Here is a 22,100-nt window from a genome sequence, read left to right as displayed (position 1 = left end):
AATATGAAAAAAATATCAATTGTTTTTACATTAATTCTTTTTCTGATCGGCTTTACAGAAGTTTCCGCTCAGTCAAAATTTGAAAAGGAAAAAACAGAAATCGGTACAATGCTCGACGGCTTCAATGTCGCTGCTGCAAAAGCGGATTTCAACACTTATTTTAATTATTTTGCCGATGAATCTACTTTTATAGGAACCGATGCAACGGAAGTTTGGGATAAAAAAGCATTCATGGTTTGGGCAAAACCATATTTCGATAAAAAGAAAACCTGGAATTTCACTTCATTAAAAAGAAATATCTATTTCAGCAAAGACGGAAAACTGGCTTGGTTTGATGAATTATTGGATACTCAAATGAAGATCTGCCGTGGTTCTGGTGTTGTAGAAAAAATGAACGGGATTTGGAAAGTGAAACAATATGTTCTCTCTGTAACTGTTCCGAATGAGGTTGTAGATAAAGTGGTTGTGGAAAAAACTCCAATTGAAGATGTATTAATCCAAAAACTAAAACAATAATGGCAGAGATGGTAGGAAAAATCGATGAAGGTAAGTTTGGAAAAGTGAAAAAGCCGAATTTATCCATGCTTCAGATCATCAACATGAGTATGGGGTTTTTGGGAATTCAAATGGCTTTCGGTTTACAAAACGGGAATGCAAGTAGAATTTTAGCCAATTTCGGAGCCGATGTTCATGAATTATCATGGTTTTGGCTGGTTGCACCGATTACAGGATTGATTGTTCAACCGATTATCGGTCACATGGGAGATAACACTTGGAGTCCTCTTGGCAGACGAAAACCTTACTTTTTAATTGGCGCAATTCTTTGTGCAATTGGTTTGGTTATGCTTCCCAATGCAGCTTCTGCAACGCAAATGATGGCTGCAAATGTGTTATTGATGGCAGTGATTTTTCTTGCCATGATGGATGCTTCAATAAATGTAGCGATGGAACCTTTCCGTGCTTTGGTAGGAGATATGCTTCCGAAACATCAGGCAACGATAGGTTTTTCTGTTCAGACGATTTTGATCGGAATCGGTGCGGTGATCGGATCGGATTTACCCAACTGGCTTACAAAATGGGGAGTGTCGAATGAAGCTCCAAAAGGTTTTGTTGCAGATAATGTGATCTATGCATTCTATATTGGTGCAGCAGTTTTAATTCTGTCGATTTTATATACAATTGTCACAACGAAAGAATATTCACCGGAGGAATTTGCATCATTTGAAGGAGGAAAGTCGATAGTAAAAGATGAATCGAAATTCTCTGATATTTTTAAAGATTTCAAAAATGCTCCTTCTCAAATGAAAAAACTGGGAATTGTTCAGTTCTTTTCTTGGTTTGCATTATTTACGATGTGGGTTTTCACAACGAGCGCTTTGGCGACTCATCATTTTGGACTTTCACCGGATGATACGCATTCTGCGGAATTTAATAAAGCAGGAGATTTAACGGGAAGCTTGTTTGGAAGTTATAATTTCTATGCAATTTTCTTTGCTTTTGCCCTGACTCCGATTGCTAAATTTATCGGTAAGAAACAGACGCATGCATTAGCTTTGGCTTGTGGAGGATTAGGTTTAATTTCCATGTATTTTATAAAAGATGTTAATAATCTTTGGATCTCAATGGTGGGATTAGGATTTGCATGGGCAAGTATTTTAGCAATGCCTTATGCAATGTTGATCGACTCGATTCCGCAAAAGAAAATGGGAGTTTATATGGGGATTTTTAACTTCTTTATTGTAATTCCTCAGATTATCAATGGTGTTTTCGGAGGTCCTATTGTAAGTGGTTTTTTCGGAAAACAGGCAATCGATTATATTGTTGTCGGTGGTGTTTGTATGTTATTGGGAGCAATTTTGACATTGTTCTTTGTGAAATCAGAACATGATACTCCAAAAGAAATTGAAGAGGAAATCCAACAGGTACATTTTTAATTTATAAATTTTTTATATTTAAATATAATAGAAACGAGCTTCGGCTCGTTTTTTTATTGGTTGTAATATTTTATTATATATTTATTATGTAAAGGATTATTAAAATGAAAATATTTAGTTCATTAATGATTTAATTTATCAAATATAAAGAACTGATAATAGAAATATGCTTAAACTTTATAAATCAATTGACAATCAACTCAATTATTGGGAAACTTGGAATAAAGATGAAAAAACAGCAATAGTTCATTGGGGAATTGTTGGGCAACACGGACAATATAAAGAGGTTAAAAACAAACTTTTTTCAAATTTTCGCAAAATAATTCAAAAAGAGATTTACAATAAATTGAAAGAAGATTACACAGAATTTGATGAAGAGAAAATCGTTTTTTTGGAAATTGAATACACAATTGATGGATTTGGAACAGACGAAGATCTCGACAAACGACACAGGCTTGAAGAATACCTTGATGAGATTTTAGGTCACACGGGACTTGGACAATGCGATGGTGGAAGTATAGGAAGCGGAACAATGGAAGTGGGTTGTATGGTCGTTGATCCTGATATCGCCAAGAAAGTGATAGAAGATAATTTGAAAAATACAGAATTTGGTAACTATTCAAGAATTTTTTAAATCTGAAATAAGTAAACCTTGATATTATTTTAAAAACTAAAATGAAGAATAAAAAGAAATATATTTTTACCTCTCAAAGACTTGGTTTTAGAAATTGGGAATCGACAGATATTGAAGAAATGTTCCAAATAAATACTGACGAAGAAGTAATGGAATTTTTTCCGGGCATAGCTACAAAAGAACAGATAATTGATTTTATTGAAAGAATGAAAAGTCAGTTCGTTTATAAAGGATTTTGTTATTTCGCTGTTGACAAACTTGAAAACGGAGAATTTATTGGATTTATAGGACTTTCCGAACAAACCTATGAAGCTGAGTTTACACCTTGTATTGACATCGGATGGAGAATAAAAAGAAATGAATGGAATAAAGGTTTCGCTACAGAAGGCGCGAAAAGATGTCTTGATTATGCTTTAAACGATTTAAAAATTAAAGAAATATATTCAATTGCACCAAAAATTAATACAAAATCGGAACACATTATGACAAAAATAGGACTGAGAAAGCAATATGAATTTGAACATCCTTTATTGATAAATGATGAACGACTAAAAATTTGTGTACTTTATAAATATGATCTTTCAAAAAATACTGAATATTCCATTTAATTCTTAAATTTGGCTAATGCAAAAGAAACTTTATCTTATCCTTATATCATTTTCTCTTGTAAGTTGCTATACTTATCAGGTTAAAAAGCCAGCGGACACAGCAATCGACAATAAGCCGGGATCTAAAAACAGTGCAGTTGTTGCTAATAATGCAGCTATGCAGGCTAAAAGTGCTGTAGCTGAATCTCAAGGCTCAAATTCACAACAAGCGCCTGTTCCTATCAATGTTCAGGAGAAACTTACACCTAATAAGAATGTTAGAATTAATGTTGATGGCAAGAATTATAAAGTAATCGTTGACAAGTGGGAAAGTGACAGCTTGGTTGCGCATCCGGTTCATAATGCTAAAAAAATTCTGAAATTCCATAAGAACCAGATCAATGCTGAGAAAATTGCTGAAAAACGCTTTTCACAACCCATCGCTGATATTATTACGATTGTTGCGTATGCCGGTATTGGTGTTGCGATTTATTCCCTTGTCCGTTAATTTTTTTAACTTTCAATTATTTAGAACTAGTTAGACTTTATTTGAAATATTCAAAAAAACGGATTCAATAGAGTCCGCTTTTTTATGATCCAAACTAAGCCTTTAGCCAAAACTTATCGATGTTAAATTTCACATTATTTATAATACAGTTTTTCAATTTCCATTCATACAATCTATGAGATTTTAATATTTTATTAAGCTAACCGTAGTTTATAATTTCTAATTTAGATAGATTAAATAAAAAGAATGTACGACATTATCATTATAGGAAGCGGAGCAGGAGGTGCAACAATGGCTTATCGATTGGCAGACAGCGGGAAAAAAATTCTCGTGATTGAACGTGGAGATTTTGTTCCTGTAGAAAAAGAAAATTGGGATTCTGTAGAAGTTTTTCAGAAAAACAGATATACTACAACCGAACTTTGGTTGGATAAACACGACAAACCTTTCCGTCCGGGAATGCATTATAACGTAGGCGGAAATACCAAATTTTATGGAGCAGCTTTATTTCGTTTAAGAGAGGAAGATTTTAAGGAAATACAGCATTATGGCGGAACTTCACCGGCTTGGCCGATTCAATATGAAGATTTGAAAGATTATTATCTCGAAGCAGAAAAATTGTTTCACGTTCATGGAAAAAGAGGATCAGATCCTACAGAACCTTTTGATTCCGAGCCTTATTCAAATCCGCCGTTACCGCATGAACCAAGAATTCAGGAGGTTGTAGATGAGTTGGAAAATTATGGATGGCATCCGTTTAATTTACCAATCGGGGTTAATTTTAAACCTCACGAAAACGCAAATGCACCTTACACATTAGACAGATTTGATGGTTTTCCCGATGCTGCGGAAAGAAAAGGTGACGCCCATCTTTGTTCTTTGTCAAAAGCGTTGGAATATCCGAATGTTGAATTGATGGTGAATACAAAAGTGTTGAGATTAAATACAAATGAAGAAGGAACTAAGATCACTGAAATTTTGGTCGAGCAAAACGGAGAAACGAAAACTCTGACTTCTGATGTAGTTATTCTTTCCGCAGGAGCAATCAACTCTGCAGCGATTCTTCTGGAAAGTAAAAATGAAAAATTCCCGAATGGACTTGCCAATTCGTCAGATCAGGTGGGAAGAAATTATATGTTTCACCAAAATACAGCTTTAGTGGCGCTGTACACGGAACCCAATCACACGAAATTTGGAAAGACATTCGGAATTAATGATTTTTACCATGCCAATAAAGGGTACGAATTTCCTTTGGGACATATTCAGATGTTGGGAAAATCGGATGAATATCAGATCAAAGCCGACAGTCCGATTCCTGCTCCTGGTTTTACTTTTGAATTAATGGCAGAACACGCCGTAGATTTTTGGCTGACTTCCGAAGATTTGCCCGATCCTGAAAATAGAGTGACGGTAGAAAACGGACAAATTAAAATCAGTTATAGTTCCAATAATCAAAAAGGACATGAATTTTTGAAAGCAGAATTAATAAAAGCTTTGAAAGCTTCCGGCAAATTTGAATCGTTTTTATTTAAAGGAATTTATTTCAGCAAAGGAATGGATATCGCTTCTCCCGCTCATCAGAACGGAACTACAAAAATGGGACAGGATCCTAAAACTTCTGTTGTAGATACAAACTGCAAAGCGCACGATTTAGATAATCTTTATATTGTTGATGGCGGATTTTTCGTTTCAAGTGGTGCAGTAAATCCGGCGTTGACGATTATCGCAATGGCTTTAAGAGTTGGAGATTATCTTAAAAATAATGTTTTGACCTCATGAATTCCAGAATAGTCCAAATTGTTATCATTTTCTTATTAGCTTTCTTTACGGGAGTTAATTTTGTCGTGTTTCCGGCTTTAGGAACGGCTTTCACGGATTCTTCACTTTTTGGACTTTCATCATCACAGTTTGGAAATTTATTTATTCCGCAGGTAATTTGCATTATCATTTCATGTTTGGGAGCTCCGTTTCTGGTGAATAAATTCGGACCGAAAAAAGTTTTGATTGCTGGATTATTATTAATGATTACTTCAACAGGAATTTTATGGGTGCTTCAGTTTTTCATGAATTATAAATCTTTGCTTTTTCCTGTATTAATGGTTTTGGTAGCATTTACGGGTTCAGGTTTTGGACTTTCCATCACAACTTTAAATCCTTTAGCTGCAAGTTTATTTGAAAAACAAAAATCTTCTGCAATTCTGATATTGAATTTTTTAGTAGGATTAGGAACTTCAAGTTCACCATTAATGATGAATCTTATTGGAAATGTTAATAACTGGATGTACGTTCCGGCAAGTATTTTTATTTTAGTGTCCATAATTTTCGCTTTGTTTCTACTTTTAAAACTGGAAAAAGGAACATTTTTCGAACTTCCCAAATATTTTAAAATTCCTGCAAAACTGTGGATTTTTTTTATAGCAATAGTTTTGTACGGCTTTATTGAAGGTACTTTCGGAAGTTTTGGAGCGATAATTCTTAAAAATCAAGGATTGGATAACAATAAAGCGAGTTTAGGATTGTCATTATTCTGGGGAGGAATTGCCTTAAACCGTTTACTTTTCGGAATTTTTTCAAAAAATAATGATCTGTCTTATGTGTTTCTGTTCTCTCCTTTAATTGTCGCAGGATTACTTTTGATTTTATTACTATATCCAAATGTAAGTCTCATCATATTAATGATGTTTATGATCGGTTTTTTCATGGGAAGTATATTTCCGGGATCGATTGGTTGGGGAACGGTGGAATTTCCAACTCTGTCGGTTTTAGTTTCCGGATTTTTAATGGCAGCAAATCAAATAGGAACAGGCATTATCACGAATGTTTTAGGAAACTTCTCCAATCAGACCAATATTATTTTCGAATTTCTTATCGGTTGTATGATTCTCATTTGCGTTTTACTTTTTTATTTAAAGAAAAATTCTAAAATAAAAGAAGCTTTTTAGGTCAAAAGGTAGATTCCTTTCTTACCTTACATCAACATTTTCCCGATCCACACTCCGTACATTTGTACCATAAATAATCACAATATGAAAACAGTATATCATAAAGCAGATACAAGAGGTCACGCCAATCACGGTTGGTTAAATTCTTACCATACTTTTAGTTTTGCAAATTACCAAAGTCAGGAAAGAACACATTTCGGAGTTTTGAGGGTATTGAATGACGACACAGTTTCTCAGGGAATGGGTTTCGGAACGCATCCGCACAAAAACATGGAGATCATTTCAATTCCGTTGGAAGGAGATTTGGAACATAAAGACTCGATGGGAACAACTGCCGTTATCAAGAAAGGAGAAATTCAGGTAATGAGTGCGGGAACTGGTGTAATGCACAGCGAATACAACAAAAATAAAGATGAAGCCGTAAAATTCTTACAAATCTGGGTTTTCCCAAGAGAAGAAAATGTAGAACCTAGATACGACCAAAAAAGCATTAAAGAAGGTGAAAAAATCAACGGATTCCAACAGATTTTATCTCCAAACAAAAACGACGATGGAGTTTGGATTCATCAAGATGCATGGTTTAATTTAGCCAATTTCACGAAAGGAAACGGCAAAAATTATACACTTAACAAAAAAGGAAACGGTGTTTACGCTTTTGTATTAAAAGGAAGTGTAAAAGTTGGCGTCAGAGTTTTGAACGAAAGAGACGGATTAGGAATTTGGGATACTCAAAGTTTCAATATCGAAGCTGTCGAAGACACAGAAATCCTTTTAATGGAAGTTCCAATGGAATTACCATCATATTTAAGATAAACTTAACCACAAAAGTCACAAAAGCTCTAAAATAATTTAAAAGTGAATCAAAAGTTCGTAAAAGAGCAAAAATCAAAGATTTTTTAAACTTATGTGTTCTTAGTTTACAGTTTTAAATTAAACTTAAAATAACTAAAGTGTTGAAATCTTTTGTGACTTTTGTGGTTTAAAAAATAATTTGTTCAAAAATTATAAAAATCTTCCCGACCTTTGCATCAACAATAAAAAATAACTTTACCTTAAAATAGATAGAAAACAATGAAAATTTTAGCAGTAGCAGGAAGTAATTCCGAAACATCAATCAATAAATTATTAGTTTCTTATGCAGCTTCATTAATAGAAAATGCAGAAGTTGAAATCGTTGACATGAACGATTTTGAAATGCCGATCTACAAGCACCAAAGAGAAGTAGAAAGCGGAGTTCCGCAACAAGCTATAGATTTTGCAGCAAAAATAGACGCTGCAGATTTACTTTTAGTTTCTTTGTCTGAGCATAACGGAACATATTCTACAGCATTTAAAAATGTTTTCGACTGGACTTCAAGAATTAAAAACAGAGCAGTGTGGAATGAAGTTCCCATGTTGTTAATGGCTACAGCTCCAGGTGGAAGAGGAGGTTTAGGCGTTTTAGAAGCAGCAACAAAACGTTTTCCATTGCACGGAGGAAATATTGTAGATACTTTTACGCTTCCTTTCTTCAATGATAATTTTGATAAAGAATTGAAGAAAATTTCTAATGATGAGAAAGACAGTGAATTAAAAGAGAAAATTCAGAAAATTTCGGCTATCGAATCTATCCTTGAAAAATAGATTTGAATATTAACATAAAATTAATATCTTTGCAAAAAGAAAAAAGATGAAAATTCAGACCACTTTTAAAGAATGTTTCTCCGAGAAAGGGAATATTGTGGACTCTGAAATTCTGAAATAATATAACGGCCGATAATCTACCAAGATTGTCGGCTTTTTTGTTTTCTTAATTTGAATAAAAAGTTTGAAATAAATTTCTAAAGTAAACATGAGCAACACGTACAAATCAGCAGGAGTAGACAAGGAAGAAGGATACAAAACCGTTGACAAAATCAAGAAAGCGGTTGGGGAAACTCACAATTCCAATGTATTGAATCATTTGGGAAGTTTTGGGGCTTTCTATGAGATCGGAGGGTACAAAAATCCTGTTTTGGTTTCAGGAACGGATGGAGTTGGAACGAAGCTTAAAGTAGCTTTAGATTCAAAAAAATACGACTCTATTGGTGTAGATTGTTTCGCGATGTGTGCCAATGACATTCTTTGTCACGGTGCAAAACCTTTATTTTTCCTTGATTATTTAGCTTGTGGAAAATTAGATTCTGAAATTGCTGCAGAAATCGTTTTAGGAATGGTGGAAGCTTGTAAAGACAACAACTGTGCATTAATCGGTGGAGAAACCGCTGAAATGCCGGGAATGTACCAACCTGGAGATTACGATGTTGCAGGATTTTGTGTAGGAATTGTTGAAAAAGACCAGATTATTGACGGTTCAAAAATCAAACCGGGAGATAAAATTATAGCTCTTCCAAGTTCAGGTTTCCATTCAAACGGATTCTCTTTAGTAAGAAAAGTATTCCCGAATTTTGAAGAAGAATTTGAAGGAAAACCTTTATACGAAACGCTTTTAGTTCCAACTAGATTATATTATAAAGATATTCACAAAGTGATTGAAGAGGTACAGGTTGCCGGAATCGCTCACATTACAGGTGGTGGATTGTACGAAAATATTCCAAGAATTATCGGTGACGGATTATGTGCTTCCATCGATGCTTCAAAAATCCAGATTCCAAGCATTATGTTGGAGTTGGAAAAAAGAGGTGGTGTAGCTCGTGAAGAAATGTTCGGAACATTCAATATGGGTGTTGGAATGATCGTAGTTGTAGATGCAGAACACGCTGAAAAAGTATTACATCTTCTTGATGACGCTTACGAAATCGGAGAAATCACAGAAGGAAGCGAAAAAATAGATTTGAAATTCTAAAAAGACATCAGATTTAAGATATCAGACGCAAGACTTTTAGTCTAAAATCTAGTATCTGATATCTAACATCTAAATTAATGAAAAACATCGTTGTACTCGTTTCAGGTTCAGGAACCAATCTTCAGAGAATTATTGATACCATTGATAACGGAGAAATCCAGAATGCAAAAGTATCTTTAGTTGTTGCCGACAGAGAATGTTTCGGACTTGAAAGAGCAAAAAATCATAACATAAACAACGTTCTGATTCCGAGAGGAAAAAATTTCAGCAGCGAATTGAGTAAAATAATCCCTGAAAATACAGATTTAATCGTATTGGCAGGATTTTTATCCATTCTAAAACCTGAGTTTTGTGAAAATTGGAACGGGAAAATAATCAATATCCATCCCGCTTTACTTCCAAAATATGGAGGAAAAGGAATGTGGGGACATCATGTTCACAATGCTGTTATTGAAGCGAAAGAAAAAGAAAGTGGAGCGACAGTACATTTCGTAACCTCAGGAATAGACGAAGGAGAATCCATTCTTCAAAAATCGTTCGAAGTTACAGAAGATGATACTCCCGAAACTATAGCAGAAAAAGTTCATTTAGTTGAATATGAAATTTTCCCAATAGCTATAAACAAAATATTAGGAAACTAATAAAAGTTATTTTATTAGAAATCCTAAAATTCCCCTCCTTTGGAGGGGTGGCAAAAATTCGGAAAGAATTTTTGACGGGGTGGTTTAAAATTGACCTTAATAAAAAAGACACACTTAGATTGATCAAAAATATTTCGAAAACCAAGGAAAAATCTAAGTAAAATAAAATAATCGGAGGTGAAAGAACCGGTTAACAGTTTGAAATAGCTGTAAAAAGTTAAAATTGAAAGTGAAAAGTCCTAATGGGGATTTAAACAGGCATAGGAAAAATCCTATGGAAAAAATCGAAAGTAAAATGAGCAAAAAAAGAGTTTTAATCAGTGTTTCTGACAAGAGCGGATTGATCGAATTCGCACAGTTTTTGGAAGCCCAGAACTATGAATTGATTTCTACGGGAGGGACATTCAAACATTTGAAAGACGCTGGTTTAAATCCAATTCAGATTGATGAGGTTACCAATTTCCCTGAGATGTTGGACGGAAGAGTGAAAACTTTGCACCCTAAAGTTCACGGTGGATTGTTGGCGGTTCGTTCAAACGAAGAACACATGAAAACGGTTCAGGAGCATGGAATTGGTCTGATTGACATGGTGATTGTAAATCTTTATCCTTTCTTTGAGAATGTGAACAAAGACATTTCTCTTCACGAAAAGGTAGAATTCATCGACATCGGAGGTCCTTCAATGCTTCGTTCTGCAGCTAAAAACTTTGATTCTGTAACGGTAATTACTGATGTTGAAGATTACACAACAGTGAAAATCGAAATGGAACAAAACGGTGACACGTACATCGAAACCCGTAAAAAACTGGCAGGAAAAGTATTCAACCTTACTTCTGCTTATGATGCAGCTATCTCAAGAATGCTTTTGGAAGAAGATTATCCAACTTATTTGAATGCATCTTACAAAAAAGTTTCTGATTTGAGATATGGTGAAAATCCACATCAAACAGCAGCTTACTACGTTTCTACTTTCGAAAACGGAGCAATGAAAGATTTCGAACAGTTAGGAGGTAAAGAGTTGTCATTCAATAACCTTCGTGATATGGATCTTTGCTGGAAAGTAGTTACTGAATTCAAAGAAGAAATGGCTTGTTGTGCTGTAAAGCACTCTACACCTTGTGGAGTTGCGATCGGAACTTCAGCGTTGGAAACTTACCAAAAAACTTTCGAGTGTGATCCTGTATCAATCTTTGGCGGAATTGTTGCAATGAACTACAAAATCGACGCAGCAACAGCAGAAGAATTAAACAAAACTTTCCTTGAAATCGTAATGGCTCCTGAATTTGATGAAGAAGCTTTGGAAGTTTTAAGAAAAAAGAAAAATTTAAGAATTATAAAAATCGTAAACCCTGTTTCTGACAAACAGACTTGGGTGAAGGTTGATGGCGGAATTTTAGTTCAGGACAACGACAGTATCTTCTCAGATGATATCAAAGTTGTAACAGAAACTCAACCGACAGAAGAGCAGAAAAAAGCATTATTATTCTCTCAGAGAGTGGTAAAATATGTAAAATCTAACGCTATTGTTGTTTCAAACGGTATTCAGGCTTTCGGAATCGGTGGCGGTCAGGTAAACAGAATCTGGGCGACTCAACAGGCAATCGAAAGAGCAAAAGAAAAATTCACAGGAGACTTAGTATTGGCTTCTGACGCATTTTTCCCTTTCCGTGACGTGGTAGATTTCTGCGCTCAGGAAGGAATTACGGCTATTATTCAGCCGGGAGGAAGTGTAAAAGATCAGGACAGCATCGAGGCAGCTAATGAGCACAAAATTCCGATGATGTTTACTGGAATCAGACATTTTTTCCACTAAAAGATTAAGAGATTCAGAAACTTAGTGATTAAGAGACTGCAGATGCAAATTTCTTAATTCCTTAATCTCTCAATTTTTTAATTTTAAATTATATATTTGTAAAATAGACTTGTTAATTAAATAAAATATGAGAATATTAATCATAGGTGAAGGTGGAAGAGAATCCGCTTTGGCAGCAAAACTTCAGAATGACCCAAGAATTTCTAAAATGTTTTTCGCTAATGGAAACGCTACTACTGATGTAATAGGAAAAAATGTTCATTTATCAGAGATTAAAGAACTTAGAGATTTTGCTATCAAAGAAAAGGTAGATTTAACTATCGTAGGTCCTGAAGCACCGCTTGTAGCTGGTTTGAAGGATGAATTTAAGAAGCACGACCTTAAAGTTTTTGGTCCTAATCAAAAAGTAGCCAGCTTGGAAGGAAGCAAGGCTTTCTCTAAGAAATTTATGCAGACCTATGATATCAAAACAGCAAAAGCTGTGGTATTTGATTCATATAACGAAGCTAAGGAATATGTTAAAACACAGCAGTTTCCTTTAGTGGTGAAAGCTAGTGGTTTGGCTGGTGGAAAAGGTGTTGTTATCTGCGATACTTTGGAAGAGGCTGAAGCTACGATCCATGATTTCATGATCAGAAGAATTTATGGAGATGCCGGAATTCGTTTAGTTATCGAAGAATTTTTACAAGGTTTTGAGGCTTCAATCATTGCTTTCTCAAACGGTGAAAAACTGTTCCCATGTGTTGCAGCGAAAGATTATAAAAAAGCTGGAAACGGTGATACAGGACCAAATACAGGAGGTATGGGTTCAGTTGCTCCAAGTCCGGAATTTACTTCAGAGCATTACGCAGATTTCGAAAAGCATATCTTAGAACCTACTGTTGCAGGTCTTAAAGGTGAAGGTTTTAGTTTTAAAGGAATCATTTTCTTCGGATTAATGGTAACTAAAAACGGAACTTACCTTCTTGAATACAACATGAGATTCGGAGATCCTGAAACTCAGGTATTGATGGCTTTAATGGAAAATAACCTTCTTGACGTAATCAACGATTGTATGGAAGGAAAAGAAATCGAACTTAAGTTTAAAGATGAAAAAGCAGTTTGTCTTGTAATGTGTTCGGGAGGTTATCCAAGAAACATCGAAACTGGTTTTGAAATCGTTGGTGAAGATAAAGTAAAACATAGCAAACTTTTATACGCAGGTGCAATTTCAAAAGGAGATAAAGTAGTTTCCAACGGTGGTAGAGTTTTGAACATCGTAGCTACGGGAGCAACTTACGAAGATGCCCGCAAGAAAGTTTACGAAGATGCAAGTCATGTACATTTCGATTACGGCTTCTACAGAGAAGACATCGGAAAGTTTTAAAATAAATCACGAAAAAAGATTTGGAGAAATCCAGGTCTTTTTTTGTAAAGGAATTAATTAGCAGTAAGCTTTAAGCTATAGGCAATAAGCTTTAACATTCATAAAATAGCCTACTGCATATTGCCTATAGCCTAAAGCATTAATAAAATTTAAAAATGAACAACGGTATTATCATATTAGATTTCGGATCACAGTACAACCAGCTTATCGGAAGAAGAATCCGTGAGATGGGTGTATATTCTGAAATTTTACCTTTCAATACACCATTAGAAACTATTTTAGAAAAGCAGCCGAGAGGAATTATCCTTTCAGGTGGACCAAGCTCTGTAAATGCAGAAAATGCTCACTTAGTTGAAAAAGAATTATATGAACAAGGAATTCCGGTTTTAGGAATTTGCTACGGAATGCAATTGACAGCACACCTTTTAGGCGGAAAAGTTCATAAAGGAGTGAAAGGAGAGTACGGAAAAGCTCACTTGGAAATTGTAAAAGAAAGTTCTTTATTAAAAGGGGTTACAGACAATTCTATTGTTTGGATGAGCCATTTTGATGAAGTTGGAGAGTTGCCTGCAGGTTTTGAACTAAATGCAAAATCGGGTGTAATTGCATCGATTTCAAATGAAGATAAAAAAATCTATTGCGTACAGTTTCACCCGGAGGTTTCACATACGGAAGAAGGTGGAAAAATGCTGGAGAATTTCGTTTTTGGAATTTGTGACGCTGAGAAAAACTGGAAACTAACGAACTATATCGATAAAACAATTGCAGAAATCCGTGAAAAGGTAGGTGACCAAAAAGTGATCCTTGGACTTTCAGGAGGAGTAGATTCTTCTGTAGCAGCGGTTTTGATTCACAGAGCAATCGGTGATCAATTGACTTGTATTTTTGTAGACACAGGTTTGTTGAGAAAAGAAGAGGGCAAAAAAGTAATGGACAATTATGGAGAGCATTTTCATATGAACATTAAATTGGTTGATGCTTCTGAAAGATTTTTATCAAAATTAGCAGGAGTTGACGATCCCGAAGCCAAAAGAAAAATCATCGGAAACGAGTTTATTCACGTTTTTGATGAAGAATCACATAAAATTGAAGGGGCAAAATTCTTAGCACAAGGAACAATTTATCCTGATGTGATTGAAAGTCAGTCAGTAAACGGACCTTCTGCGGTAATCAAATCTCACCACAATGTTGGCGGACTTCCTGAAGAAATGGAATTTGAATTGTTGGAACCTTTAAGAGAATTATTCAAAGACGAGGTAAGAAAAGTTGGAGAAGAATTGGGAATTCCTCATCATTTGGTACACAGACATCCTTTCCCAGGTCCAGGTTTGGGAATCAGAATTTTAGGAGCTGTTGATGCTGATAAAGTGAGAATCTTACAGGAAGCTGATGATATTTTCATCGAAGAATTGTATAAAAATGATTTGTATGAGAAAGTTTCTCAGGCTTTCGTTGTTCTTCTTCCGGTAAAATCTGTGGGAGTGATGGGTGACGAAAGAACTTACGAATATACTGCAGTAGTTCGTTCTGCAAATACAATTGACTTTATGACAGCAACTTGGAGCAGACTTCCTTACGAGTTTTTAGATACTGTTTCCAGCAGAATCATCAACGAGGTAAGAGGAATTAATAGAGTAGCGTATGATATTTCAAGCAAACCACCTGCAACGATTGAGTGGGAATAATCTTGATTTAATTTAAAATATAATCCTGTCTTTTGTAGGCGGGATTTTTTGTTTTAGTATTTTTGTCATTTAAATTTTTAAAGTGTTATCATGAAAAATATTTTAATTGCAGCTGTTTTACTGATATTGTCTGCCTGTAGTAAGAATCCCGAAATCAGTGAAGTTATTAGCCAGAAGAAAATAATTACTGAGATTGATAAATTTATTGAAGATTCCAATGCCAAGAAAAAAGTGAAATTTATAATTGTGTCAGGATTTGAAAATTCGGAAAAAAAGCATTTGGATTTACTGTTCACGAATCAAAAGCCTACCATCATTAATGATAATTCACCCAGAGTAAATGATGAAATTAAAAGTCAGAAATATGGTTATTTTAAATATAAAGATTACGAGTTTCTTGTAAGTCAGAAGCTTGAAAGTATTTTTAAACTTAAATATGAAGATTTTGACCATATGAAAGAACATTTTACTGTAAGAGAACATTCTTTTACAAAAGAGGAAGCGATGAAAAAAAAGTGGCGAACGATGTATGTAAGATATAATGAGGCAAAAGATTCTATTGAATTGAGTAATATTTCTGAGTTATCTTTGCCTGATTATTCAAGATAAAATATAAATCCTGCTTTTTTGGTGGGATTTTTTTATTGAATTCTATTCGCAGGGATAACCTCGGTCTATTAATCTCCCTTTATCAAAAACAAATTTTGCATAACATTTATCCGAATTTTTTTGAATAGAATTATTATGACAAACAGAACCCCAATAATAAATAAAAGTAACAAGACTCCCATCGTATTTTGTTTCATTTGATTTTCCGAAAAGCTTTTTAAATTCTGAAATAGAAGAGTTTTCTAAGCTACCTTCATGAATCATCTTTTCAGCAAGATCCATATTTCTTTTATTCAGGCATCCCAAAGAATCCTGAATCCAAGCTGAATTATCATTTGATATTTTTATTTTTTGTTGATTGGGATTGTTACAACTTAGACTAAATAGAATTATAATAAAAGGCAAATTAAATTTCATGCGTTATTAATTATATTTAAATTATCAATTTTGTCCTTAAAAAAATTAAAATTGATTTAGTGAAAATACAATCAATAAAATATTTATACAAATTAATAAACAATAAATAGCTTTAAACATCCAAAGCTTATGAAAAACAAGATAGTTTAATATCATTGATAACATTAAATAAAAATAAATAAAACTTTTTGCATCACGACCATTAATATTAGAGTCAAATAGCAAATTTAGATTATGAGAAATATTATTTGATGAATCAATATAAAAAATTCTTAAAAGAAAAATAATTAGAGTGCTTAGAGTCAGAGTTAATGCATATATTTTCATTTGTCTTAAGAAGTTTTTACTAGGATTTTTAATTCTATTTATTTAATTTTTCCCTAAATTTAAGTCAAATTACATCAAATGCAAATAGAAACAAGACCACTGACCGTTCAGGATTATGATGAATTGGTAATCACAATGAAGCGTGCCTATCCTCAAATGTCAGAATCAATATGGTCTAAAAAAAGTATCGAAAAATTAACGACGATATTTCCAAAAGGACAGATCTGCATCACGGTTGACGGAAAATTGGCTGCGGTTGCGCTTTCCATTATTGTTAATTATGACGAGTTTGGAGATGAACACACATACAGTGATATAACAGGAAATTATACCTTCAATACACATATTTCCACAGGAAATGTTCTTTACGGCATCGAAGTTTTTGTTGATCCCGAATTTCGTGAACTGAGATTGGGACGAAGATTATACGATGCTAGAAAAGAACTGTGTGAATTATTAAACTTAAGATCTATCGTTTTGGGTGGAAGAATCCCGAATTATCATAAACACAGCCACGAATTTTCTGCGCGAGAATATATTCGAAGAGTGCGTGATAAGGAAATTTATGATCCGGTTTTATCGTTTCAGCTTTCTAATAACTTTTTGCCGATAAGAGTTCTTAAAAAATATCTTCCCGAAGACGAATCTTCAAGAGAAAACGCTGTTCTACTGCAATGGAACAATATTTATTATAGCAGCAAGCCAAATACGATGCAAGACAGCATTATCCGTTTGGGATTGGTTCAATGGCAGATGCGACATTTCAAAAATATTGATGCTTTCTATGAACAGGTTGAGTTCTTTGTGGACGTAATGGGAGATTATAAGGCAGATTTTGTACTGTTTCCGGAATTATTTAATACACCTTTATTAGCGCCTTTCAATAAACTTTCCGAAAGAGACAGCATGATAGAATTGGCAAAATTAACGGAAGAAATTAAAATGAAAATTTCCGATTTGGCGATCAGTTATAATGTCAATATCATTTCCGGAAGTATGCCTGTTTTTGAGAATAATGATTTATATAACGCGAGTTATCTTCTTCACAGAGACGGAAGAGTCGATGAATACAGAAAAATCCATATCACTCCCAACGAGAAAAAATACTACGGTATGAAAGGTGGAAGCGAAATTAAAGCTTTCGATACAGATTGCGGAAAAATAGGATTGGTGATTTGCTATGACGTAGAATTTCCGGAACTTCCAAGAATCTTGGCAGATCAGGGAATGAAAATTCTTTTTGTGCCATATCTTACAGATACTCAAAATGCTTACATGCGTGTTCGTCATTGTGCGGCTGCAAGAGCGATTGAAAACGAATGTTATGTTGCTATTGCAGGTTGTGTGGGGAATCTTCCGGGAGTTAATAATATGGATATCCAATTTGGTCAGGCTGCGGTTTTCACACCTTCGGATTTTGCCTTTCCATCAAATGCCGTGAAGGGTGAAGCTACACCAAACACAGAAATGACTTTAATTGTCGATGTAGATTTAAATTTATTGAAAGATCTCCATCACAACGGCTCGGTTCAGGTGATGAAAGACCGAAGAAAAGATTTGTATGAAACTTATTTAAAATAGAAAAACGGAATGCATTTTTGCATTCCGTTTTATTTTGTTTTAACTTAAAATATTAAGCTAATTGTGGGCAAACAACAGCAGGACAGATTAATCCCGGACATCTTGGTCTTCCGTCATCCGGACAGCATTTGTTTGAACAATTTCTGATAATTCCTGCTCCTGAAATAGTTTTCATCTGCTCTCTTGAGATTTTTTTTAAATTTTTCATTTTAATAATTTTTTAGAGGTTAGTTTTGATGTTTAGTAATTGTAAAGTTAAAAAAATCCTGATAATAAAATTTGACCTTAAAAAGTTTTGAGATAAATTAATTTCAACATTAATAGGAATAATTTTTGAATTAAATTGCACTTACATTTCAAGATATGTTTGACAAACAGCAGAGAAAACTGAAAAGATCCGCCAAACTGATTTCCGTGTTGAGCAAATACGGTTTTAAAGACATGCTGGCAAGAATGAACAGCGGAAATAAACCAATAGAAATTCCTCAAAATTCTGATGAAATTGTTTCAAAAGGAACAGTTTATGAAAGAATCCGTTTGGTTTTGGAAGAATTGGGACCTACTTTTGTAAAGCTTGGTCAGACATTCAGCAGCAGGGAAGATCTTCTTCCGCCGGAACTTATTCAGGAGCTGCAAAAGCTTCAGGATAAAGTAGATATGGTTGAAATGAATGTTGAGGAAATTCTTGAAAATGAATTCAATATTTCGATTAAAGATCATTTTACTGATATTCAGAAAGATCCATTGGCAACAGCTTCGATCGCACAGGTTTATAAAGCAACTTTAATTGATGGATCAGAAGTTATTTTAAAAATAAAAAAAGCCGATGTTCAGACGGTTATTGAGGATGATTTGTTGTTAATTAAAGACTTGGAAAAATTAGTTTCCTCTTATTCTGAAATAGGAGAAAAGTTGAATCTGAAACAAGCAATTTCTACTTTTGAAAAATCTTTACTGGAGGAAGTTTCATTGATTAATGAAAAGGAAAATATTCTGCAATTCAGAAGAAATTTTAAAAATAACAAAGAAACATATGTGCCGAAAATCTATGAAGAGTTTTCCAACAATAATGTTCTTTGTATGGAATTTATTGACGGGATAAAGGTTACTGATAAGACTAGTCTTTTAGCTTATGATATTGATCCTGTAAAGATTTCGGAAGAAGGTTTACGACTTTTCGTTTCTCAGATCTTAGATTATGGTTTTTTTCATGCAGATCCTCATGCGGGAAATATTTTGGTTAAAAAAGACGGAAAAGTTGTTTTTATTGACTTTGGAGCGGTAGGAAAAATTCCGCCGAATGATAAGGAAATCCTTGAAAATTTAATTATAAGTTTTGTTGCTAAAAATCCTCATAAGATTGTAAGATATTTGAAGAAAATGGCAATTAGCTATCAAATTCCGGATGAAAGAAGATTTGAAAATGATGTAGAAGATATCCTGAATTTCGTGCACAGTTCTTCTCTGAAAAATATTGATCCTCATATGATTATCAATAAAATGAAAGATGTTTTGAAGGATAACCGTCTCTATATGCCGGATTATTTTTATCTTTTATTTAAAGGAATCGGTTTGATAGAAGGAGTTGGACGAACTATAAACCCGGATTTGGATATTGTAAAAAGTCTTAATCCATACACAAAAAAGATTTTCACTAGAAAGATCAACCCGAAAAATCTTTTAAAAACAGGAATGGACAGAATGTTGACTTTCACAGATAATGTCGATGAAATTCCCAAAGAATTGCGTTCTGTTTTACAAAAATTAGATGAAAATAAATTCACTGTTTCCAGCGAAATTAAAAATATTGATAAGACCAATCAATTGATAAAATCGAGTATTATTAATTTGATTTTAGCAATGATTTTAGGAGCTAATATTATTGCGACGGCAATTGTTTTTGTTTCAGAATCAGGACCAAGAATTGGAGAAATGTCTTTGATTGCCGTGTTAGGTTTTATTTTTTCGATTTTGTTGATGATTATTATCTTGTTAAGAATTACGAGGAAATAATTCGTTAAAATTAAAATTAAAAATAAAAATACCTGGCTGTCATTCTGTAGGAATCTAAATATGATTATTTTAGAACCTTTGTTTGGATTTTATGGAATTAAAAACTGAACAAAAAAATACTAATAAAAAAATAACCTAATGAAAATATTAATCTTGTCATTGTTAACGTTTTGCAGTTCATTATTATCTGCTCAAACTGAAAAAGAAGGAGGAATTTTAGGAGATTTCAACGGTGACGGAAAAAAAGAATATGCTTACGTAAAAGTCAACGATTGTAGCGATGATTGTGACGGGAAGTGTGAATCTGTCATTTATTTTAGTGACAAAAACATCAAGTCATTTACGATTTCTCCAGCAAATAACGGAACCTTATACAATCTGAAAGATCTAAACAACGACAGAAAAGACGATATCGGTTTTTATCCAAATTGGTGTACAAGTTGTTGGCATCCGCTTTACGTTTATACTTATAAAAAGAACAGTTGGGAACCATTGGTTTCGCCGATTTCTACGCATTGTACACAATGGGAAGATGAAAAATTTCCGATTAAAAAAGATCCGAAAAAGAAAGGCTACGTTATTATCACAACAAGTGTCTGGAAAGATGATGATATTAAAATTATCAGTAAAAGTTTGAAAGTCAATTAACTTAAATATAATTTGTATAAAGTTAAGATGCTTCGACAGGCTCAGCATAACATTTCTAATACTAACTTGCTAATTATACCAGCTTATTTGTAGCGGTGTCATTCTGAGCCTGTCGAAGCATTCTTTATAAAGTTTGAACCTAAAAAACATTCATTCCAATGTGTTTTTAACATAAATTTTATAAATAAATTAATGCCTATCTTTGCAAAATGGAAAAACTCACTTTTGCAGATTTTGACCTTCCGGTTAAAGTTCTTGATGTTTTAGCGGATTTGGAATTGTTCGAACCTACACCGATTCAGGAAAAGAGTATTGGACCGATTCTTTCTGGAAGAGATGTAATGGGAATTGCACAGACCGGAACTGGGAAAACATTAGCTTATCTTCTGCCTGTTCTTAAAACTTGGAAATATAATAAAACAGGAAATCCTACAGTTTTGATTTTAGTTCCTACAAGAGAATTGGTAGTTCAGGTATCCGAAATTGTTGAGAAGTTAACGGAAAATATTACTGCAAGAGTTATCGGGATTTACGGAGGAAAAAATATCAATACGCAAAAACTTTTGTTCAATAACGGTTGCGATATTTTAGTAGGAACTCCCGGTAGAGTAATGGATTTGGCAATTGATAATGCTATTTCCCTGAAAGAAGTTCAGAAATTGATTATCGATGAGTTTGATGAAATGCTTAATTTAGGTTTCAGACCACAATTGACGCATATTTTTGAAATGATGAGAGAGAAGAGACAGAATATTCTTTTCTCAGCTACCATGACAGATGCAGTAGACGAAATGCTGGATCAATATTTTGCAGGTCCTATAGAAATTTCATTGGCAAAATCAGGAACTCCGCTTGAAAAAATTGAACAGAGAGGTTATAAAGTTGAAAATTTCAATACGAAAATCAATTTGTTGGAGCATTTGTTGAAAAATGATGCAGATATGTCTAAAGTATTGATTTTCAATAATAATAAAAAACACGCAGATTTATTATTTACAAAAATTAATGAGCTTTTTCCTGATCAGTTTGATGTAATTCACTCTAATAAATCTCAAAATTATAGATTGAAAGCTATGAAAAGCTTTGAAAACGAGGAGATTAGAGGTTTGATCACGACAGACGTTATGGCGAGAGGTCTTGATATTTCAAATATTACTCACGTTATCAACTTTGAAACTCCTGAAGTTCCAGAGCAATACATTCACAGAATCGGTAGAACAGGTAGAGCTGATAAAGATGGGAAAGCGGTAACTTTCGTAACGAAAAAAGAAGAACCATTGATTCTTGACATCGAACTATTGATGGATAAAGATTTGAAATTCATTGACTTCCCTGAAGAAGTGAAAATCAATCCTAAGAAAATTGTATCTGAAGAAGATGTTATTGTGATGAAAAATCCTGCCCAAGTTAAATTGAACGACGGTGGAGGAGCTTTCCATGAGAAGAAAGATAAAAATAAGAAAGAAAACTGGGGTGGACCTTCGAAAAGAAAAGCGCCTAAGAAATTCGGAGCCAACAGAGCTCAGCAGAAATCAATCTCAAAATCAAAGAGAAAAAAATAAAAAAATTCC

Annotated in this window: 21 protein-coding genes; 19 read left to right on the top strand and 2 right to left on the bottom strand. The window is 33.9% G+C overall.

Features of this window, described 5'->3' with window-relative positions:
• Nucleotides 1–3 precede the first annotated feature (3 nt).
• The 15 genes from ABD940_RS08275 (at nucleotide 4) to ABD940_RS08205 (ending at nucleotide 15,543) form a co-directional block, all read left to right on the top strand.
• Nucleotides 4–516, top strand: a complete 513-nt coding sequence (locus ABD940_RS08275) for a nuclear transport factor 2 family protein (RefSeq protein ID WP_345202221.1) — start codon at nucleotides 4–6, stop codon at nucleotides 514–516.
• On the top strand, nucleotides 516–1,934 hold the full coding sequence (locus ABD940_RS08270; RefSeq protein WP_345202218.1) for an MFS transporter: 1,419 nt from the start codon (nucleotides 516–518) through the stop codon (nucleotides 1,932–1,934). The genes ABD940_RS08275 and ABD940_RS08270 overlap by 1 nt, the downstream gene beginning before the upstream one ends.
• A 166-nt stretch (nucleotides 1,935–2,100) precedes the next feature.
• The gene (locus ABD940_RS08265; RefSeq protein WP_345202216.1) at nucleotides 2,101–2,568 is read left to right on the top strand and encodes a hypothetical protein; all 468 of its coding nucleotides are present in this window, start codon (nucleotides 2,101–2,103) and stop codon (nucleotides 2,566–2,568) included.
• Nucleotides 2,569–2,609: 41 nt separating this feature from the next.
• Nucleotides 2,610–3,176: a GNAT family N-acetyltransferase gene (locus ABD940_RS08260; protein ID WP_345202213.1), complete on the top strand. Its 567-nt coding sequence runs from the start codon at nucleotides 2,610–2,612 to the stop codon at nucleotides 3,174–3,176.
• A gap of 16 nt (nucleotides 3,177–3,192) precedes the next feature.
• On the top strand, nucleotides 3,193–3,663 hold the full coding sequence (locus ABD940_RS08255) for a hypothetical protein (protein WP_345202210.1): 471 nt from the start codon (nucleotides 3,193–3,195) through the stop codon (nucleotides 3,661–3,663).
• 246 nt (nucleotides 3,664–3,909) lie between these two features.
• On the top strand, nucleotides 3,910–5,442 hold the full coding sequence (locus tag ABD940_RS08250; protein WP_345202207.1) for a GMC oxidoreductase: 1,533 nt from the start codon (nucleotides 3,910–3,912) through the stop codon (nucleotides 5,440–5,442).
• On the top strand, nucleotides 5,439–6,605 hold the full coding sequence (locus ABD940_RS08245; RefSeq protein ID WP_345202203.1) for an MFS transporter: 1,167 nt from the start codon (nucleotides 5,439–5,441) through the stop codon (nucleotides 6,603–6,605). The genes ABD940_RS08250 and ABD940_RS08245 overlap by 4 nt, the downstream gene beginning before the upstream one ends.
• A gap of 84 nt (nucleotides 6,606–6,689) precedes the next feature.
• Complete coding sequence (locus tag ABD940_RS08240) at nucleotides 6,690–7,418, top strand: pirin family protein (RefSeq protein ID WP_345202199.1); 729 nt, start codon at nucleotides 6,690–6,692, stop codon at nucleotides 7,416–7,418.
• A gap of 258 nt (nucleotides 7,419–7,676) precedes the next feature.
• Complete coding sequence (locus tag ABD940_RS08235; RefSeq protein WP_345202196.1) at nucleotides 7,677–8,228, top strand: NADPH-dependent FMN reductase; 552 nt, start codon at nucleotides 7,677–7,679, stop codon at nucleotides 8,226–8,228.
• A 208-nt stretch (nucleotides 8,229–8,436) separates the two neighbouring features.
• A complete protein-coding gene (gene purM, locus ABD940_RS08230) occupies nucleotides 8,437–9,429 on the top strand; it encodes a phosphoribosylformylglycinamidine cyclo-ligase (protein ID WP_345202193.1) in 993 nt (330 codons plus the stop codon).
• A 77-nt stretch (nucleotides 9,430–9,506) separates the two neighbouring features.
• Nucleotides 9,507–10,070 carry a phosphoribosylglycinamide formyltransferase gene (gene purN, locus ABD940_RS08225; RefSeq protein WP_345202190.1) on the top strand — a complete coding sequence of 188 codons (564 nt, stop codon included), beginning with the start codon at nucleotides 9,507–9,509 and terminating at the stop codon, nucleotides 10,068–10,070.
• Nucleotides 10,071–10,365: 295 nt separating this feature from the next.
• A complete protein-coding gene (gene purH, locus ABD940_RS08220; protein WP_345202633.1) occupies nucleotides 10,366–11,883 on the top strand; it encodes a bifunctional phosphoribosylaminoimidazolecarboxamide formyltransferase/IMP cyclohydrolase in 1,518 nt (505 codons plus the stop codon).
• 127 nt (nucleotides 11,884–12,010) lie between these two features.
• The gene (gene purD / locus ABD940_RS08215) at nucleotides 12,011–13,249 is read left to right on the top strand and encodes a phosphoribosylamine--glycine ligase (RefSeq protein ID WP_345202185.1); all 1,239 of its coding nucleotides are present in this window, start codon (nucleotides 12,011–12,013) and stop codon (nucleotides 13,247–13,249) included.
• A gap of 155 nt (nucleotides 13,250–13,404) precedes the next feature.
• A complete protein-coding gene (gene guaA, locus ABD940_RS08210; protein ID WP_345202182.1) occupies nucleotides 13,405–14,934 on the top strand; it encodes a glutamine-hydrolyzing GMP synthase in 1,530 nt (509 codons plus the stop codon).
• A 90-nt stretch (nucleotides 14,935–15,024) separates the two neighbouring features.
• The gene (locus tag ABD940_RS08205; RefSeq protein ID WP_345202178.1) at nucleotides 15,025–15,543 is read left to right on the top strand and encodes a hypothetical protein; all 519 of its coding nucleotides are present in this window, start codon (nucleotides 15,025–15,027) and stop codon (nucleotides 15,541–15,543) included.
• 42 nt (nucleotides 15,544–15,585) lie between these two features.
• Here the strand turns inward: ABD940_RS08205 and ABD940_RS08200 are convergent, their stop codons facing one another.
• A complete protein-coding gene (locus tag ABD940_RS08200; protein ID WP_345202174.1) occupies nucleotides 15,586–15,960 on the bottom strand; it encodes a hypothetical protein in 375 nt (124 codons plus the stop codon).
• A 405-nt stretch (nucleotides 15,961–16,365) separates the two neighbouring features.
• Between ABD940_RS08200 and ABD940_RS08195 the strand changes: the two genes are divergently transcribed.
• A complete protein-coding gene (locus ABD940_RS08195; protein WP_345202171.1) occupies nucleotides 16,366–17,868 on the top strand; it encodes a carbon-nitrogen hydrolase family protein in 1,503 nt (500 codons plus the stop codon).
• A gap of 52 nt (nucleotides 17,869–17,920) precedes the next feature.
• Here ABD940_RS08195 and ABD940_RS08190 read toward each other — a convergent pair whose 3' ends face one another.
• The gene (locus tag ABD940_RS08190) at nucleotides 17,921–18,076 is read right to left on the bottom strand and encodes a bacteriocin-like protein (RefSeq protein ID WP_345202168.1); all 156 of its coding nucleotides are present in this window, start codon (nucleotides 18,074–18,076) and stop codon (nucleotides 17,921–17,923) included.
• Nucleotides 18,077–18,231: 155 nt separating this feature from the next.
• Between ABD940_RS08190 and ABD940_RS08185 the strand changes: the two genes are divergently transcribed.
• From ABD940_RS08185 to ABD940_RS08175, 3 genes are all read left to right on the top strand, one after another.
• Entirely contained in the window at nucleotides 18,232–19,881 is a 1,650-nt protein-coding gene (locus ABD940_RS08185) for an ABC1 kinase family protein (RefSeq protein WP_345202165.1), read from the top strand.
• Nucleotides 19,882–20,019: 138 nt separating this feature from the next.
• A complete protein-coding gene (locus ABD940_RS08180) occupies nucleotides 20,020–20,529 on the top strand; it encodes a hypothetical protein (RefSeq protein ID WP_345202162.1) in 510 nt (169 codons plus the stop codon).
• A 209-nt stretch (nucleotides 20,530–20,738) separates the two neighbouring features.
• Entirely contained in the window at nucleotides 20,739–22,091 is a 1,353-nt protein-coding gene (locus ABD940_RS08175; RefSeq protein WP_345202160.1) for a DEAD/DEAH box helicase, read from the top strand.
• The last annotated feature ends 9 nt before the right edge of the window (nucleotides 22,092–22,100 follow it).

Source organism: Chryseobacterium ginsengisoli (genome assembly GCF_039542325.1).
GTDB lineage: Bacteria > Bacteroidota > Bacteroidia > Flavobacteriales > Weeksellaceae > Chryseobacterium > Chryseobacterium ginsengisoli.
This window is presented reverse-complemented; position numbering and strand designations above follow the sequence as displayed.